The organism is Shewanella subflava (genome assembly GCF_025971955.1).
Lineage (GTDB): Bacteria > Pseudomonadota > Gammaproteobacteria > Enterobacterales > Shewanellaceae > Shewanella > Shewanella subflava.
On record NZ_JAPDMX010000002.1, the window covers coordinates 292,424 to 308,066 of the forward strand.

Consider the following 15,643-nt stretch of genomic DNA (forward strand, 5'->3'; position numbering starts at 1 on the left):
CTTTAACTAATGAGCTGTGATTTTTTTGCCACAACAAAGTGGGATTCGTTATCCATAAGGCCTAGCCCTATGGCGGGTTGCATGTCGCTACTTAAGCGCGCCATGCCTGTTAAGCTGTCTAATGCAAAATCGTTTGGCGGTGCGATCAGCGGCATGCTGGCGATAGTGTCGAACTGATAGCGGCGCGTGGTGCGGCCATATTGGCGGCAAATGTTGTCTATCAATCCCGCTCTGTCTGCTAAGTCGCTGTCGAGTAATTGCAGGCTTACGACGTCCCAGTCGGTTTCGCTTACCCGTTCGTCAATGGTGATCCACGGCGTACCTAGCTTTTTAAACATGTAATACCAGCCCGTTTTACTGCCTGCGCCTTGGGCAAATTTAAGCGCGTACTTAACGCGCGTGCGGTATAGCTGTTCTGTCTCGTTGGGGATTTGCTCTATATCCCGCTCCCATGCCAAGAGGTGCACAAATTCAAGCTCTGCGGTCATGGGGTCGAGCTGCTTAGCGGGGAATGCGAGCATGTCGACAAAGCGCTGCCAAAATCGCACCGCGCCTTTGCGCAACTTATCCAGTTCGCTGCCCTGCCTTGCTAACCAGTAAGGTAATTTGGTAAGGCTATCCCATTCTGGTTTCATTAGGCGTTACCGTTTTCTATGGTCAAAACATCAATACGCGGCACATCGTTACCGCTGGTAATATCCATTTGGTGCCAGTTAAGTGACTCAAGCCCTGCAAACTCTTTGTGCAATTCTTGGCCTAAGCGGCTAAAGCTAAAGCGTGTTGCTGGCTCTGTTCTGGTAGCGGTGTAATTGCTGTTTTCACGAAATGCGCAGCGAATAAAGTCTTCTATACCTGCTAGCAATGCACTGACTTCATCAGGGAGTAATGCAGGTTGTGGGTAAACCGTTACACCAATATTGGTAATAACTGCAGGCATGGCCATCACTTGTAAATCATCACCATGGCCGTGATAGCCTTTTGACATCACGTAATCATTTAAGTCATCAATCAAGGTTTGTGACGGTTCACCGGTATCTAATAAAATAAAGGCGTTAGCGGTACCGGGGCCACGCGGGGCATCATGTTCAAAAAAGATATTATCAGCGGCTAAGCCTGCTTGCTCTGTCAGCATGGCGCGATAAACCGCATCGATATGCCAAGGGGCTGCTGCGGTAAATGCGTTGCGGGTGCGAAGTTTTAAATCTTCGTTACTTTCAGCATCTGCGCCGAGTACATCAATCCAATCCGCGTCATTGTTGGCGCCGCCTATTCCGGTGACTGACTCTGGTAAAATATGGTAATAATTAGCCCCTAAGTTATACGCCGCGCCCGCTTTCTCTGCTTTTACTGGCACTAACACACTGGCGCTATCTTGCTGCAATATGGAATCCGCAATGGTTAGCACTCGGTAAACCACACCGTTAATGGCATCTGTTTGCACTACCGTTTTGGCGGGGATCAATAAACTTGGGCCTGTGTTTGCTGCTCGCTCAAACCGTATTTTGCCTTGGGTGAACTCTTTTGCTTTACGGGTTAGGTCGTGTTCCCACGCTTTGGCTTCAATAAATTCATCATCTGTTGCGGTTAATAAAAATAAATTAGGTAAGATTTTTTCAATCAATACTTTGTTTACTATCCAAGTTGCAGGCTTTGAAACAATTGCAGTGATCAGTCGCCAAAATGGTGAATATGGCGAGTCATTGGCAATAATGCTGCCCTCGGCTTCTACGTCTTGTTTAAACAGCGCTTTCCATCCGTCTTCTGTGGTGGGAATGCCTGCGTTTTCAACTATCTTTTTAAAGTTAATATCAGGCATTTTCTGCTCCGCTGTTTGTGGTAATAGCTGAACTGATGGCGCCAAAGTTAATGGTGTCGGCATATACCCACCATTGGCCTTTGCTGACTTGTTCAACGCGCACGGTTCCTGGCATGATGCGCACGTCATCTTCTACCAGTAGTTTTATTTTGATTTGGGTGTCTGCGGTTATGCCTGTGCCTCGGTCACTCACTAATAAATGGGCTAGGCCTGTGTCTAAAATGGCGTGCACTATGTCTTGGGCTATCACTGCGCGATCAGTTAAATAGCTTGGGTTTAGGCCTGCGTCTAATACCACGTCACCACTTTGGATATGTAAGTCTATAAACTGGCTCATGCGTGCATCTCCAAATAAGCAGGAATATTCACGTTTTCGCCTTTGGCTGGGTACACGTTAACCGTGCCCACGGTGGTTGATTTTTGTTGGTTGGCTGTTGATAGGTTTTGAGTAATGCCACCTTTATCAACGCGTGATTGAACAGGGGCAATGGAGTCAACTAGTGGTGTTGGTACCCCCTTATATACTGGGGTAACAGTAGCAGCTAAAGCTGCATTTATGTCGATACCCATAAGGCTTGTTAGTTGCTCAATTAACCAACCAAATACAGGGAATGTTTCACTCATGAAGTTCCAAACATTCCTAAAAACTGACTTAAAAACATTCATCCAGCTCACATCTAAAAAAGCAGCCTTTAGGTCATCCCAGTAATAAATTAACGCTCCTACAGCAACAATTGCGGCAGTAATCCCTGCTACTATAAATCCTATTGGGTTGAGTGACATTGCCATATTGACCCCTAACATTGCGCCTCTCATCCAAGTTAATGCCGCTGAAAATGCACCACTAACCCCTGTTGCAGCCAGCATTCCCGCACTCCATGCTGTCATCACCATTTTGCTAGCACCCATGGTTAAGGTAAATGCCCCCCCTGCAGCCACTAGGGCTAATAAACCAATGGCTGTATAACCAATGTTTCTGGTTAAGTCAGGATATGTTTCAGCAAACCAAATCACCTTTTTACCCATGTCTGCGATTTTGCCGACAAAGCTATTGAAGGCAGGTAATACAGCACTGCCAAACGCGGCGCGGATCACAAACCAGCTTTGGGCAAGGCGTTCGCTTTGGTCGGTCATGGCGGCGGCCATTTCTTCGGCCTTATTCATACCTTTCACTTTGCCCAAGCTTTCAATTGAACCGTTTAGGCCATTCACATCATTCAGTAATAACTTCACCATCGACACGGCTTCTTGCGAACCGAACGCTGTGGCTAAGGCATCACCTTCGGCAACGTCGATCACATCACCGTATTTGCCTTTAATCTTATTCAGAATATCGACAATGGGTAACATGGTGCCGTTGGCATCAGTAAATTGCAGGTTTAGCGCTTTTTGGGCTTTACCGACTCCCGCTAAAAATGATTTGTATTTGGTGGCCGACTCACTGCCCTGCATGGTGGCTTGCAGTGTGCCCATAATCGCCATTTGTTCTTCAAGTGGTGCCAGCCCTGCCGATGCGCCTAATGCGCCAAAGGCGTCAGCCATTTTTTTACCGTCGGTTTTAAATGCTTGCACTGCGGTTGCTGTCATGCCTGTTAAGCGTTCTACCCATGCCCCTTCGCCCATTTTCATGGCGTCATTTTTAAAAATGCCATACATGGTGCCCATGTAACTGGTTACGGTGGCGGCGTCTGCTTTGGTAGCTGCAGCAAGCACGTTACTTGATAAGGTAAAGCGTGACAGGTCGGCATCATTCAGCCCGGCAATGGCCGATTGAATGTCATAGCTAGACTTCACAAACTCAGTGGCAGACTTACCGTATTTAAGTGCGTATTCGTAAGATGTGTCGGTTAGCATTTTTAGTGCTGACTCGCGCACACCCAACGATTTAACCTCACCCAGTGCGCGGTCCATTTCAATGGCTGGCATGAGTGCGTTTTGCAACGCATACCCACTGGCCGCAATGCCACCAATGCCCGAGGCCATTTTCATGGTTCCGGCTTGGTAGTTAGACGCAAGACCATTAAATTGCTGGCTGATTTTGGCAATCGGCTTAGTAATTTGGTCTATTAGTCCAACGGTAAACATTAACGGTGCGGGTAAGCTCATTGGCTATTCCTAGTTTTAAATTTTCGCTTAAGGCTATTTACCACCAAACGCCTTACATACGGCGTTGGTAACAATGGCTTCTAAATCTTCGCGCTGTCTGGTGAGTAACCAAGCTGCACGGGCAATGCTTATTTCGCTGTCGTCTTCATGGGGCAATAAATAGCGACGCATTGTGAGTAATTGCTCAAGCTGGTTGTTGCCTATCGCGTCAACCAGCGCATTTATTTTTTTACGCTAATGGCAATCGACGGCGCGAACTCCTGTGTTAGCAAGCCTGCAATTTGCAACGCTGCACCCGGTGATGTGTCTAAAATGGAACGCAGTTCTTCTTTGTGTTCTGCATCAACAGTGCGCATCACTAGGTTGTAAGCGGGTGCCACTTTGTTGTCTGGCATAATTTCGTTTAAATAGCCGTTGTAATCGTCAGTGGTCATGGTGAAACCAATGGTTACGGCGGCAATAACTAATGTGATTTGCTTTTTCATGCTGCGTCCTTATTTTTACTGTTAGTTAATAGTTCTTTTAGGTTGTCGAATCCGGCTTGCATCTGGCGCTCCATTCGGTCGCCCAAATCTTTCACGTCATTTTTAGTGGCGTAGTTTTCGGCCACATGGGTTTTATGGTTGCTCAGTTCAGTGCTGGTTTTATGAGCCACACTGTTTAAATAGGCAATTAACGGCACAGCAATGGTGAGTAACACGCCCACAATGCCAATAATCACCACAAGCCAACTGGTTAAGTGCTCCATGCGTTACGCTCCTTTGCTCGGTGGCGTTGGTTCTGTGCGCTGTTTAAGTAGCCCCATTACCCTGTCTTTGTCGCTCGACTCTTTGGTTGAGCTAACCCAGTACGTCACCGCACCCGCGACTAAGGTGAATAAATTACCCACTAGATACACAATTAAATCTCGGTTGTTGTCGATAGTTGGGCCATAAAACAACGCCCATAACACGGCAGCAAACAGGCCTAACAACACAAGCGTTAACGTGGCTGGCATCCAGTGTTCTTTATGTTCGCTTCTGGCGTTTTGGCGGTCGGCAAGTTCTGACTTGTATTCATCAAGTGCTAAACGCTGCAGTTCAATATTGCCCTGGCGTATTTGTTCACGTTCTTGCTGTGCCCACTCTTGCAGTTTTAACGCTGCTGCTGGGTCTTTACGCAAGGCGGCTTGCACGGCTTCGGGTGTATTGTCAGTGCCCAATGCACCCGCAATTTGACTGCCAATGCTTACGGCCAAACCAACTGGACCACCTAGTAACGGGGCTACGGCTCCGGCGATTGTGCCAACGGTGCTTGTTATGTCTTTCCAGTCCATATGCAGTCCTATAAATTCACAATGCGAGTTAACCAGCCAAAGCTGTATTTTTCTTGGCGCTCGTCGTTGGCGGCAATGTCTACGCAAAACGCAATGCGCTTACCGCGAACGGCCTCAACTAATACCAACAGACCAAGCAGTTTTCGTTGCGCAACATATTGCTGTAATGCCAATAACGTGCGGCTACCCAATGCACCATCAATCACTAAATCGGGGTAAAGTGTTTGCTGGTTATTTAAAACGTTTAATAGGGTTTGCAACTGCTTTGCGGCAGTGGCCACACCTGAGTTAACCCCAAAGTCAAACAACTGCTCGGTTAAGTCTTCACTGATTGCGCTAATGTCATCGAGCTTTAACGGTGCCCAGTAACTGTCTTGATAAATCTTGAACGCCAACTCATACGGCAAGTGGCGCATGTCACCTGTGTAGCCATAGTCACGGGCCACGTTAACTGTGATGCCATAATTAGTTTCACCGCCGCGATCAGTTGGGTCGTTCACATACCCTCCTTCACGTTCAATTAGGTTTTCAATTAGGCGGTTTTTTAACTGGCTCATCGTTTGTTCTCACTTAATGTTTGGCACTCAACACACATCTGCACACCGGGTAACAGCTGGCGGCGCTTTTGCGGTATATCTACATCACATTCAATACACTGGGTTGCGCTTGGCCGACTCGGCGGTGTTGTTCGCTTGGTTAAAAACGCTTTTTCTAGGCGTTCTTGCTCAATGCCTGCTCTGTCGGCGTCATCCATTACGTATTCCTGCTATCTATTACTGAACAATGTTTTCAATTTCGTCAGGGCGTAGGTATGGCACCCCGTCGATATGCACAAAGTCAGGGTCGGTTACATCAAATGGAATTTTAAATAACGAGGCTTGACCGCCTTTTTTGTCGATATCCAAAATGTCGCTTAATTTAATGCGGCAACCAAAGGCTTCTACTTTCATTTCGTCTTTGCTCGTTTTGGCATAAAACATCATGTCGAACGTTTGCAAGCCGCGCCACGAACCAGCCGACTTGGCCGCATTTGAGATCAACTTAAAGTTACTGGCGTTAATGCTCAGCTCGCCACTTGCTGACACATCACCATCAACATAGCCATCGGGTACACCGCTGGTTTGGCTTACGCCACTGTTGTCGGTAATGGTTAATGTTGCGGTGTCCACTTGCAGCATGATGTCGCCTAAGTTGACGTTAAAATTCATTCCAGATAAACGCATGTTGGTAGCTCCAGTTGCCGTTAAATACTGCTTAAATCAAGCATGATGTTGACTGTGATTGATTTAGGGCTGTTGTAGGGGCGCACAACCATGTAAATCACCACGCTTTTGTTAGTTGGCCAGACAATTTCAATATCGCCATCTTTTGGAGGAGTAATATCACCTGGAAACAAATTGCCTAAAATAGTGGTGCTTTTGCTCATGTTGCGTAGCGGCTTCATAAAATAGGCTTTGTTTAATTCAATGCTGTTGGGGGTTGAATTAAGGGCGCGGTTACCTATGCGGCGAATGGCTAAAATACGCACCTCACGGCTGGCTTTATGCACAACACGAATGTTTTCAATGTATTGATAGTCACCGCCTGCGGCGTCAAGTGTTGAGCCGTCGCCCCAATACGTGCCTTCAAAATCTGGGTACCACTGCGGCACACTAAAACGGGCTGTGGCTAAGGTGTTTAGGGTGGCTAACTCTAATGGCTTTTCGGCACTGTCCACTGGGGCACTGCCTAAACCTAATACGCTGCCTGTGGCTACGCGCATTGGGCTGTCGGCAATACTCACTGAGTAGCTGCACAAGCGGCCAGCCAACACGCCCACGTTATTGCCGTGCAATTGCGGTACAGGGATAATCAGGTGATTGGCTAGCCCTGCTACCAAAGCAACTTGCGCAGCTTCATACGCAGCCCATGTTTGGGTAGCGGCATCGATACCGGCTACGGCAACAAGGCCAGACACAAAGCGGCCAAGTGAGGCTTGCAAACTAAATAAGTAATCGTGCTTAGCGGTGATTTCTTCTGCAGTATTGCTGACATCACAGAACACGACACTTTCAAAGCTTTGCACTTCGTTGGCACGGTCGATGGCTTCAAATACGTCTTCACCGTCTGCCAGTGGGTAAACTGCTGCGGTCCAGTTTTGCCCCGCGTTTAATTGCGCAGCAATGACTTGATCACGCAGTGAGCTGTCAGCTAATGCGTCTTCAAGATCTGTTTGGGCATTCACGCTAAACAATTGGCTTTCTTCGCCTACTGCACCCGCGCGACCGACATACAGAAAATGGCGTTCGATGGCAGCAATGTCACCTTGGCCGAGATTCAAATTGTTAACTTGTACTTTACCTAGTGCCATGGTATTACCCTTTCATGTCTTGTTTTTTGACGTTCCAACCGTGATTTATACCTTGCATTACACGTTTGAATATTTTGGTTTGTTCTTCTACGTTAGCGCCCAGTATTTCTCGGGCAGGTAGTTTTATATTCCAAGATGGCTTGGAAGATTTGCTCTCGTTTTTAAGCTTTGTTATCAGCATTCCCGCTTGCATATAACTGATATTTTCAACTATCCACCCTGCTGTAGCTCTTACTGTATAAGCCCCTAACTTTTTACGTTGTGATACTTCGCTTTTTGCTACTCTGCGTTTCATACCTAGCTTTATCAGATATTTTGCTTGAGCTCTGGTCGCATTGCCTTTGTCATGGCCTTTTCTGGCTTCATATCGCTGCATTGATGCTGAGTATTCGGCTTTATTTCTGGTTATCGTGTAACCAGTAGAATGCATATTGGCTATCACACCTGTTGAAAACTTACCTTTACCTGGCATTTGGGGTTGAAAATAAACACGGGCAAGATCAGATGTTTCTTTTGGTTGACTAATCCTCATATAGTTGGGGATTTTTCTAAACATCTTGTCTCTTTTTCCGCCAGCCTTTCTTTTTCTTTTAATTGGTGCCCACGGTGTTCCATCTGGTGACTTTTGCTGCTTAGCTCTAGTTTGCGATTTCTTTCTTACTGAATCAGCCATACGCCACATTGCTCTTCGACGCTTTTTAAGTGGTAATGCAAGTAGAGCTAATTGAAGCTGTGTTTCTTTTAGGTTGTTGACATTTACCTTAAAATTCATGACCGTTTATTCTCAACTTGAACTTCTTCTGCCCAGTCGGTCACAATGTTTGTTAATTTGAATTTTTTTCCTAGATATTGAATAGGTCCTTGCTCGTCTTCTTCTATTTCAAGATCTTCAACCAGCTCAAGACTAATAAACATTTGTGCATGGTCATGGCTAATCACGTCAATATCTATTGATGGCTCTGTAAGTCCATATTCTTCCTGTGGCCATTCATTATCTGACAACCAAGCCGCTAGAATTGCGAGCACGGTATAAGGGTTAATGTGTCTATGAGGAAGACGTTCAATTGCAATCACAGCGCTATGCTGCCATTTAGCTATTAAGATCCCTTTTCCTTGGTCATCTTGGATAATGTGCAATTGGCCGTTATCTTGCCAAGCATCTATATCATTGAGCTTAATTGCAGGTTTTAGGCTTTCATATAAATGCATGGTTAAATCATTTAGCACTGTCATAGTGAATGCACTCCCGCACGGCCAAGGCCTAGCAATAACCGCACTGAACGGTTTGATTGCGCTAATATGGTGTTTTGTTGTTCATCATCTTGGGCTTTGTTGTTGCCAGCGTCTTTTTGATCAACGGCAGAAAAATAGCCCAGCAAATCGGCATGGGAACGGGCATACACTGCGCCGCGGTAAATGCTGATTTGCTGCTCGCTGAAATCAGGAACCAAGCTAGCGCTTAGGGCAAAAGGGACATCCTTGTCAGTTTCATCATTGGAGATAATGAAATTCAGTATTTGTTGCTGTACTTCGGCCACGCTGCGGTTAAGCGAGTCGGCCAGTACGGCTTCTTCAAACATTTCAGGTATGCGGCGATGCTGGCGAAATTCGCCAGTAGACAATGCAGGCCAGTTGCTACCGATATCGATAGCAATACTGTCTTGTGCTGTTGCCTCAAATCCAAAGCTCATACATCACCTTGCTTGCATCACTGGTTAATTGGGTTCAGTGCGGTTAGCGTCACAGTGGTTTTTAACGGTCGCCCGTTAAACACTCAGCTAGCGCACTGGAGGGTTGGGAGTCTTTTATGTCGAACCACTCTCTTGTGAGCCATAGGCTTCAAGCGCGCGTATTCGCATATCAATTTTGTTTCTTACGGTTTTTACCTGGGCATGCTTGTGCAAACTGGCCGCTTTTTCGAGTAACGCATCAGCTTGTTGTAGGCGCTCAATGTCGCCAACCTGTGTTGGTTTAATGTCACCGTTAGTTGTTCGCAGTAATGCCAGCCCCGCGAACTTGTAAAACTTGGCGGTAACCGGTTCAGGCAGTTTCCAATCGTTAACCACGCGCTTAAATACCCTGCTGAAATACGGTTCAATGCTGTTGCCGTTTTCGGCTTGCACTTCTGCCCAATCAAATATTGTGTCTGCAATAAAGCCCGGCCACTGGCGGCGAATGCTGCCCGCCATAGGTTGCCCCAGTTCGATGGCGCGAAAAGCCAGTTCAAGCGCTTGGGCAAGGTTGCCCACGTCAAACAACCAAATAATGCAATAAGCAAAAATAGGATGGTCATCTACTTTGTCCTTTTGGTTAGCGTCTAGCTTTGCTAAATAGTCAGTGGTAATGGGTAGCCACTTGGGCAGTAACACATCACGTTTATGGCTTACTTTGTCGCTGCGTCTGGCAAAGCTTTTTAGCCGTGTTAAATCTGTTTCCAGTTCGATCAGTTGTAAGTGCAGGCTTGGGGCATATTGGCCGTTACCTGTTTGGCTTACTTTTTCGAGTTGCTTTTGGGCGCGGCGACTTTCTTTGAACGCGAGGATTTTGGCGCCGCCGATGGCTTTTTTAGCTCTGCGGTCGCTTCTTTAATGTCGCTTGCTGCATTGGCAATGGTGTCAGCGCTGTAAGCTAAATCGCTGGCACTGTCATCAATGGCACTGGCGCTTTGTTCAACTTTGTCGGCGGCATCGGTCACTGAGTCAGCGGCATGGTTCACGCTGTCTGTTGCATCGTTAACAGAATCTGACAGTTCAGTGATGGCGGTAATATTGCCGTCATCGTCAAGTTTGACGTCGGCTATGGCGCTTTTGTCTTTACCGGATGAAAAATCTATATTCATTTCAACAAATCGTGCTTTTTGCTCTGCTGCTTCACGCGCTTTAGCAATGGCTTCTGATTCATCACAGCACAATAGATATGCCAGTAATGCTAAAGCTTCATTTTCGGGTGCTGGCGTTGCTTCATATTGATTTGATGGATTTTGTTGTTTAGCTTTTTCTGCTGCACGACGCTTTTTAAAATTGGCTATGGCACTCATGGCAATGTCCTACTTAGCTATTTAATAAAGGATTAACTAGGCACTCAGTGAGTGCCTAGTGATAGGGTTAAACCGCTGGGGCTGCGCCAATATTCATTGCAGCTTCATCGATTGCACCGTATGCCTGCATTTCATCAACTGCATACCCTTCAAAGCGCCAATACTTGTCTTCCCAACGTTTACGGTCTTCTACGTTTTCAGACTTGCGCGAGCGGGTCCCTTTTTGGGTGTAGCAATGCAAGTTAGGAAGCAATGTCACAACTAGACGTTTACCTGGGAAGAACGGTGGCGTGTAAGCGCGCAATCCACCAATTGATTTATCCATCATTTGCGCAGCAACACGCTCAGAAGGCTTATCAGCTTGGTTCATCAACTTAGTCTGAGCGGCGGCGGTTAAGTCACTGCCAACCAATACAACCAAGCGTGGGTCGTTGCGGAATTGTTCAGGGATCAAGGTGTTCTTAACTTCGGTAACAATGGCATCTAACGTTTTGTATTCACCGTCTTTCAAAACACCTGTTGCATCAGGGTTAAAGTAAATCGCGTCAGTCATTACCTGATCAGGCGCTTTCTCTTTTACTAACTGATGCCAGCCTTTGTTAACGTCTTGACCAAGCGGGTTAGCAACTGGATCTGTGTCTGCTGCGGCAGAAGTACCATTAAAGCCGACGCGTAAAATGTCGAGGGCAAAACGCATAGTGGCGTTTTCACTCATTAGTTTCATGAATTGGCGTTCACTGCCTGCGTTAGCCCATACTGCTAATGTGCCCCAATCAACAAAGGCACAAGAGTCAGTTTCGACCAGTTCATAGGTATTTCCTTTAACGTCTTGCCCAGAGGTAAATCGACCACCAGACTTACGGCCTGTGGCAATGCCTGTATTACCTACGCTAACCACTTGACCTTTAATTTGGTCAACGTCCATCATGGTGATCAGTTTTAAAAACTCGACTGAATCAAGAATGGCGGCGCGAAGTTTGATTTCCATTGGGCCAGTAACGCTAAATTGCTTACTGACGTCTGGTGTTTGATATCCGGTGGCCATGTTCGAGCTGTAGGCCAACAAACAGGATAGTGCGATAGGTGTTAAGTTCATGCTGTTATCTCGCTGCTAATAAATGACTAAAGTGGTTTAGTGGGTCTTAAACCACTGAGAACGAATCGCCTTGGCCTGCTGGGTTTGGCTCTTGGCCATCTACTTCAGCACTTAATTTGTTAAACTTGGTTTCCATTGCACCGAGTTTTTCAGTTAGGCCAGTTAATAACGTTTCAACTTTGCTGAACTGTTCAGCACTTACACCTGGCGCGGTTTCGTCTTTATTTGCTTCAGTTTCATTTTTAGGTGCTGGCGCTGGGTCTTCTGGCTTTTTGCCAAAGGTGTCCACTTTGGTTTCAATCTCGGTTAGCTTGGTGCCAAACGTTTCAAACTTGCCCATTAGGGCGTCAAATTGTGCTTTGTCCATTGCTGGTTCCTCGGTTGGTTCGGTTGCCGTGTCTGGCTGAGTAAAGTAATCGCGTAGCATGGCAAACAAACCCTTTTCCGTTGGCTTTGCTTGTTCAGTAATGAAGTCGCTTGGTTGCAACTCTTCTAATTGGCTGTATTCGTGGTCGTGGTGATTTTGACCTACTGAAAATTTAAGGCGGGTTGTGCCCGTTGAGGCTGGTGAGTCGGTTACGGCAATACCTGATAAATAGGCTTTGCCTGTGCCTTTGTAATCAATGTTAGGTTCGATTGACATAAACAGCTTTTGGCCGTCTTGGTTAGCGGCTAATAAGTAATCGTTGGCGGTTAATTTGACATATAAACGCAGTTTGCCGTCTTTGGTTGACGCTTTTACTTCGTCCACTGTGCCCCAGTTTTTACCCTCAAACGGGCCCCAAGATGAGCGGAAGTGTTCAGGCCAAATCATGGCGGTGTATTCATCCACTGAATATTGCGCGGCCATGTCTTCAATCCACTGTTTGGTGATAGTGCGACCATCTACGGTGGCACCTTCTGTTGCTGCGATAACCCAACCAGTTTGCTTGCCCATTTGCTGCCTGCCATTTATGCGTAAACGTTTATGTAAGGTCTACAGCTTACGGCTTTGGCAAGGTGCAATCACTTGGCAAACTTCGGGGCAATTCCGATTTTTGCTTTATCGGAACTGAGCCGATAAAAAGGCCGTTATGACTGAGTTGATAGTCAATACACTGGCAATATTAATCATTAACCCTGAGTGATATGGCCTACTCCCCTGAAATTCGCGAAGCCGCCAAACGGCTTTATTTACGCAGACATACCCCAGACGAAATACGGGACGAACTCGGCCTGCCTAATAATCGGGTGGTGTACTACTGGGCTGATAAATACGGCTGGCGTGATTTACTGCGTGAGGAAGAAGTAGACGAGGCCATTGCACGCCGCATTGTGATGTTGTCGGATATTCAGGATAAGTCGGGTAATCAAATAAAAGAGCTCGACATGCTGATTGAAAAGCATGTGAAGTTAAAAAAGCAGCGCTTAATCAGTGAAGGTCATACGTTTGGTTCTGGTTCCAAGTCTGGTAATAAAGGTAATAACGCTAAAGGTGGCGAACGCTCTGGTAATGACGATAAACCGCGTAAAGGCCGCAAACGTAAAAATGATGTCAGCCATTTAGAGGCTGACGATTTTGCCAGTTGGTATGCATCGCTTTTTGAATACCAAAAAACCATGCACGAAAATTTGCATCAGCGTATTAGAAATATTCTAAAAAGCCGTCAAATTGGCGCTACCTATTACTTTGCGGGTGAAGCATTTGAACAAGCAGTATTAACCGGGGATCCGCAAATATTCTTGTCGGCGTCACGGTCACAAGCTGAAGTATTTCGCAGTTACATCATTGCCATAGCACAAGAGTTTTTCGAAATTGAATTAACCGGCAACCCGATTGTGCTGCACACCAAACACGGTGATGCCGAACTGCGGTTTTTAAGTACCAACAGTAAAACCGCCCAGAGTTATCACGGCCATGTGTACGTTGATGAATACTTTTGGATTGGCAAGTTTGATGTATTAAACAAATTAGCCTCTGCCATGGCGACCCACAAAAACTGGCGTAAAACCTACTTTTCTACTCCATCCACTAAAGCACACCCCGCGTATTCGTTTTGGACTGGCGACCATTGGCGCCAAGGTAAACCCGACCGCGAAGAAATTGAATTTCCCACCTTTGATGCCATGCGCGACCGTGGCCGATTATGTCCCGATAAACAGTGGCGTTTTGTGGTCACCATTGAAGATGCGTTGGCAGGCGGCTGTGGCTTATTTGATATTGACGAACTGCGTGATGAATACAACGGCGATGATTTTGCCAACTTGTTTATGTGCGTGTTTGTTGATGATGCCGACAGTGTATTTAAGTTCAGCGACCTTGAAAAATGCATGGTTGATGCGGCGAGGTGGCAGGACCATAAACCCAATGAATTACGCCCCTTTGGTAACCGTGAGGTGTGGCTTGGTTATGATCCATCACGCACCCGCGATAACGCCACTTTGGTTGTGGTTGCACCAGGTGAAAAGAAAGGTGAAAAGTTCCGTGTATTAGAAAAACACTATTGGCGCGGTATGAACTTTGCCCATCACGTGAGCGAAATTCAAAAAGTGTATGCCCGTTATCGAGTCACTTACATTGGCGTGGATACCACGGGCATTGGTGCTGGGGTGTTCGACTCTATTAGTACCTTATTCCCGCGCGAGGCCACGGCGATTCATTACAGTGTTGGCAGTAAAACCCGTTTAGTGCTGAAAATGATTGATGTGATTGAAGGTGGCCGCATCGAGTGGGATGCCTCAAACAAAGACATTGCCATGAGTTGTTTAGCCATACGCCGCACCACTACCGATACGGGCGGCGCGATTACTTTTAAGGCCAGCCGTGACAATACCACTGGCCATGCCGACGTATTTTTTGCGATTGCCCACGCGGTGATCAACGAACCCCTCAATTATGAACACAAAAGGACATCATCATGGACAATGCAACACTAACCGCCGCGAACGACGACACGACTAACGCCACTGAGCAACCTAGCAGTAACGCGCCTGTGGTTTTCGGCTTGCCTGAACAGGTGATGCCCAACATGTGGTTAACCGATTACGACTCGCTGTATTACAACCAAAATGATGAATATTGGGAGCCGCCCATTGATAGGCATTTGCTGGCTAACTTAACCCGCCGCAATGCTCAACATGGTGGCATAGTGCAAAGCCGCGCCAATATGGCGGCATCGCGTTTTGTGTCTGGTGGCATGAGTGCGCAAGAGGTTTGTGCCACGTTTTTAAATTGTGTCCAGTTTGGTGATGTGGCGTTAGTGAAAATTCGTAACGGTTTTGGTCAGGTTACGCGCCTGTTTCCGCTGCCCAGTTATCGTACCCGCGTGGCAAAAGATGGTGGCGCGGTGGTGTTAGAACGTGATCAGCAATTTAAGCGCTATAAGGCCAAAGATATTATTTGGATGCGCCAATATGACCCAGTGCAACAGGTGTACGGTTGCCCTGATTACTTGGGCGGTTTGCAGGCGGCGTTATTAAATGAAGATGCCACCTTGTTTAGACGTAAATACTACATCAACGGCGCCCACATGGGTTTTATCATGTATGCCACCGACCCGAACCTAGACCCTAATGTTGAAAAAGACATTAAAGAAAAAATTCAAGACTCAAAGGGCGTGGGTAACTTCCGTTCGTTGTTTGTGAATATTCCCAACGGTAAAGAAAAGGGCTTACAAATCATTCCCGTCGGTAATTTTGAAAGCAAAGACGAGTTTATGAACGTTAAAAACGTGTCGGCACAAGATGTGTTAAACGCCCATCGTTTCCCCCCCGGCTTATCGGGCATTATCCCCAGTAATACCGCTGGCCTTGGCGACCCTGAAAAATACGATGGTGTGTATTTTAAAAATGAAACCAAGCCGCTTATTAACAACTTGATTGATGCGGTTAAGCGGGATACCGAAGTGGGCGGCAAGTTAAAGTTGGTGTTTGATTTGGAGTGA

At 46.6% G+C, this 15,643-nt stretch carries 21 protein-coding genes; 2 read left to right on the forward strand and 19 right to left on the reverse strand.

Annotation, left to right across the window (positions count from 1 at the left end):
- Positions 1-2 precede the first annotated feature (2 nt).
- The 19 genes from OHT75_RS01800 to OHT75_RS01890 all read right to left on the reverse strand — a co-directional run bounded on the left by OHT75_RS01800 (position 3) and on the right by OHT75_RS01890 (position 12,657).
- On the reverse strand, positions 3-635 hold the full coding sequence (locus tag OHT75_RS01800) for a phage tail protein (protein ID WP_264724674.1): 633 nt from the start codon (positions 633-635) through the stop codon (positions 3-5).
- Positions 635-1,816: a baseplate J/gp47 family protein gene (locus OHT75_RS01805; RefSeq protein WP_264724675.1), complete on the reverse strand. Its 1,182-nt coding sequence runs from the start codon at positions 1,814-1,816 to the stop codon at positions 635-637. Before OHT75_RS01805 ends, OHT75_RS01800 begins: the two co-directional genes overlap by 1 nt.
- Positions 1,809-2,153: a DUF2590 family protein gene (locus OHT75_RS01810; RefSeq protein WP_264724676.1), complete on the reverse strand. Its 345-nt coding sequence runs from the start codon at positions 2,151-2,153 to the stop codon at positions 1,809-1,811. The genes OHT75_RS01805 and OHT75_RS01810 overlap by 8 nt, the downstream gene beginning before the upstream one ends.
- Complete coding sequence (locus OHT75_RS01815; RefSeq protein WP_264724677.1) at positions 2,150-3,922, reverse strand: phage tail tape measure protein; 1,773 nt, start codon at positions 3,920-3,922, stop codon at positions 2,150-2,152. The genes OHT75_RS01810 and OHT75_RS01815 overlap by 4 nt, the downstream gene beginning before the upstream one ends.
- Positions 3,923-3,955: 33 nt before the next feature.
- Positions 3,956-4,093, reverse strand: a complete 138-nt coding sequence (locus OHT75_RS01820; RefSeq protein ID WP_264724678.1) for a DUF6890 family protein — start codon at positions 4,091-4,093, stop codon at positions 3,956-3,958.
- A gap of 50 nt (positions 4,094-4,143) precedes the next feature.
- Complete coding sequence (locus OHT75_RS01825; RefSeq protein ID WP_264724679.1) at positions 4,144-4,407, reverse strand: putative phage tail assembly chaperone; 264 nt, start codon at positions 4,405-4,407, stop codon at positions 4,144-4,146.
- Entirely contained in the window at positions 4,404-4,670 is a 267-nt protein-coding gene (locus tag OHT75_RS01830; RefSeq protein ID WP_264724680.1) for a hypothetical protein, read from the reverse strand. Before OHT75_RS01830 ends, OHT75_RS01825 begins: the two co-directional genes overlap by 4 nt.
- Positions 4,671-4,673: 3 nt before the next feature.
- Entirely contained in the window at positions 4,674-5,237 is a 564-nt protein-coding gene (locus tag OHT75_RS01835) for a hypothetical protein (protein WP_264724681.1), read from the reverse strand.
- 8 nt (positions 5,238-5,245) lie between these two features.
- Entirely contained in the window at positions 5,246-5,794 is a 549-nt protein-coding gene (locus tag OHT75_RS01840) for a glycoside hydrolase family 108 protein (protein WP_264724682.1), read from the reverse strand.
- Positions 5,791-5,991 (reverse strand): TraR/DksA C4-type zinc finger protein, encoded by a 201-nt coding sequence (locus tag OHT75_RS01845; RefSeq protein WP_264724683.1) that lies wholly within the window; start codon positions 5,989-5,991, stop codon positions 5,791-5,793. The genes OHT75_RS01840 and OHT75_RS01845 overlap by 4 nt, the downstream gene beginning before the upstream one ends.
- A 19-nt stretch (positions 5,992-6,010) precedes the next feature.
- Positions 6,011-6,460, reverse strand: coding sequence for a DUF2597 family protein (locus OHT75_RS01850; RefSeq protein ID WP_264724684.1), 450 nt, complete (start codon positions 6,458-6,460; stop codon positions 6,011-6,013).
- 20 nt (positions 6,461-6,480) lie between these two features.
- Positions 6,481-7,587, reverse strand: a complete 1,107-nt coding sequence (locus tag OHT75_RS01855; protein WP_264724685.1) for a DUF2586 domain-containing protein — start codon at positions 7,585-7,587, stop codon at positions 6,481-6,483.
- A gap of 4 nt (positions 7,588-7,591) precedes the next feature.
- Positions 7,592-8,359 carry a phage virion morphogenesis protein gene (locus OHT75_RS01860; RefSeq protein ID WP_264724686.1) on the reverse strand — a complete coding sequence of 256 codons (768 nt, stop codon included), beginning with the start codon at positions 8,357-8,359 and terminating at the stop codon, positions 7,592-7,594.
- Complete coding sequence (locus tag OHT75_RS01865) at positions 8,356-8,820, reverse strand: phage tail protein (RefSeq protein WP_264724687.1); 465 nt, start codon at positions 8,818-8,820, stop codon at positions 8,356-8,358. The genes OHT75_RS01860 and OHT75_RS01865 overlap by 4 nt, the downstream gene beginning before the upstream one ends.
- Positions 8,817-9,278 carry a head completion/stabilization protein gene (locus OHT75_RS01870; RefSeq protein WP_264724688.1) on the reverse strand — a complete coding sequence of 154 codons (462 nt, stop codon included), beginning with the start codon at positions 9,276-9,278 and terminating at the stop codon, positions 8,817-8,819. The genes OHT75_RS01865 and OHT75_RS01870 overlap by 4 nt, the downstream gene beginning before the upstream one ends.
- Before the next feature lie 114 nt (positions 9,279-9,392).
- Complete coding sequence (gpM, locus tag OHT75_RS01875) at positions 9,393-10,145, reverse strand: phage terminase small subunit (protein ID WP_319803621.1); 753 nt, start codon at positions 10,143-10,145, stop codon at positions 9,393-9,395.
- Positions 10,079-10,624 (reverse strand): hypothetical protein, encoded by a 546-nt coding sequence (locus OHT75_RS01880; protein ID WP_264724689.1) that lies wholly within the window; start codon positions 10,622-10,624, stop codon positions 10,079-10,081. The genes gpM and OHT75_RS01880 overlap by 67 nt, the downstream gene beginning before the upstream one ends.
- Before the next feature lie 67 nt (positions 10,625-10,691).
- Entirely contained in the window at positions 10,692-11,720 is a 1,029-nt protein-coding gene (locus OHT75_RS01885) for a phage major capsid protein, P2 family (protein WP_264724690.1), read from the reverse strand.
- A 46-nt stretch (positions 11,721-11,766) separates the two neighbouring features.
- Positions 11,767-12,657, reverse strand: a complete 891-nt coding sequence (locus OHT75_RS01890; protein WP_264724691.1) for a GPO family capsid scaffolding protein — start codon at positions 12,655-12,657, stop codon at positions 11,767-11,769.
- A 191-nt stretch (positions 12,658-12,848) separates the two neighbouring features.
- Here OHT75_RS01890 and OHT75_RS01895 point away from each other — a divergent pair, with 191 nt between their 5' ends.
- Together OHT75_RS01895 and OHT75_RS01900 are read left to right on the forward strand one after the other, a co-directional pair.
- Positions 12,849-14,636 carry a terminase large subunit domain-containing protein gene (locus OHT75_RS01895; RefSeq protein ID WP_264724692.1) on the forward strand — a complete coding sequence of 596 codons (1,788 nt, stop codon included), beginning with the start codon at positions 12,849-12,851 and terminating at the stop codon, positions 14,634-14,636.
- Complete coding sequence (locus OHT75_RS01900) at positions 14,618-15,643, forward strand: phage portal protein (protein WP_264724694.1); 1,026 nt, start codon at positions 14,618-14,620, stop codon at positions 15,641-15,643. Before OHT75_RS01895 ends, OHT75_RS01900 begins: the two co-directional genes overlap by 19 nt.

What these genes read in the sequence shown, in the direction of transcription:
- OHT75_RS01810 (WP_264724676.1), bottom strand. Translation starts at nt 2,153, where the DNA reads ATGAGCCAGTTTATAGACTTACATATCCAAAGTGGTGACGTGGTATTA.
- OHT75_RS01895 (WP_264724692.1), top strand. Translation starts at nt 12,849, where the DNA reads ATGGCCTACTCCCCTGAAATTCGCGAAGCCGCCAAACGGCTTTATTTA.
- OHT75_RS01900 (WP_264724694.1), top strand. Translation starts at nt 14,618, where the DNA reads ATGGACAATGCAACACTAACCGCCGCGAACGACGACACGACTAACGCC.
- OHT75_RS01830 (WP_264724680.1), bottom strand. Translation starts at nt 4,670, where the DNA reads ATGGAGCACTTAACCAGTTGGCTTGTGGTGATTATTGGCATTGTGGGC.
- OHT75_RS01870 (WP_264724688.1), bottom strand. Translation starts at nt 9,278, where the DNA reads ATGAGCTTTGGATTTGAGGCAACAGCACAAGACAGTATTGCTATCGAT.
- OHT75_RS01815 (WP_264724677.1), bottom strand. Translation starts at nt 3,922, where the DNA reads ATGAGCTTACCCGCACCGTTAATGTTTACCGTTGGACTAATAGACCAA.
- OHT75_RS01880 (WP_264724689.1), bottom strand. Translation starts at nt 10,624, where the DNA reads ATGAGTGCCATAGCCAATTTTAAAAAGCGTCGTGCAGCAGAAAAAGCT.
- OHT75_RS01835 (WP_264724681.1), bottom strand. Translation starts at nt 5,237, where the DNA reads ATGGACTGGAAAGACATAACAAGCACCGTTGGCACAATCGCCGGAGCC.
- OHT75_RS01860 (WP_264724686.1), bottom strand. Translation starts at nt 8,359, where the DNA reads ATGAATTTTAAGGTAAATGTCAACAACCTAAAAGAAACACAGCTTCAA.
- OHT75_RS01855 (WP_264724685.1), bottom strand. Translation starts at nt 7,587, where the DNA reads ATGGCACTAGGTAAAGTACAAGTTAACAATTTGAATCTCGGCCAAGGT.
- OHT75_RS01865 (WP_264724687.1), bottom strand. Translation starts at nt 8,820, where the DNA reads ATGACAGTGCTAAATGATTTAACCATGCATTTATATGAAAGCCTAAAA.
- OHT75_RS01885 (WP_264724690.1), bottom strand. Translation starts at nt 11,720, where the DNA reads ATGAACTTAACACCTATCGCACTATCCTGTTTGTTGGCCTACAGCTCG.
- OHT75_RS01845 (WP_264724683.1), bottom strand. Translation starts at nt 5,991, where the DNA reads ATGGATGACGCCGACAGAGCAGGCATTGAGCAAGAACGCCTAGAAAAA.
- OHT75_RS01825 (WP_264724679.1), bottom strand. Translation starts at nt 4,407, where the DNA reads ATGAAAAAGCAAATCACATTAGTTATTGCCGCCGTAACCATTGGTTTC.
- OHT75_RS01840 (WP_264724682.1), bottom strand. Translation starts at nt 5,794, where the DNA reads ATGAGCCAGTTAAAAAACCGCCTAATTGAAAACCTAATTGAACGTGAA.
- OHT75_RS01805 (WP_264724675.1), bottom strand. Translation starts at nt 1,816, where the DNA reads ATGCCTGATATTAACTTTAAAAAGATAGTTGAAAACGCAGGCATTCCC.
- OHT75_RS01890 (WP_264724691.1), bottom strand. Translation starts at nt 12,657, where the DNA reads ATGGGCAAGCAAACTGGTTGGGTTATCGCAGCAACAGAAGGTGCCACC.
- OHT75_RS01820 (WP_264724678.1), bottom strand. Translation starts at nt 4,093, where the DNA reads ATGCGTCGCTATTTATTGCCCCATGAAGACGACAGCGAAATAAGCATT.
- OHT75_RS01850 (WP_264724684.1), bottom strand. Translation starts at nt 6,460, where the DNA reads ATGCGTTTATCTGGAATGAATTTTAACGTCAACTTAGGCGACATCATG.
- OHT75_RS01800 (WP_264724674.1), bottom strand. Translation starts at nt 635, where the DNA reads ATGAAACCAGAATGGGATAGCCTTACCAAATTACCTTACTGGTTAGCA.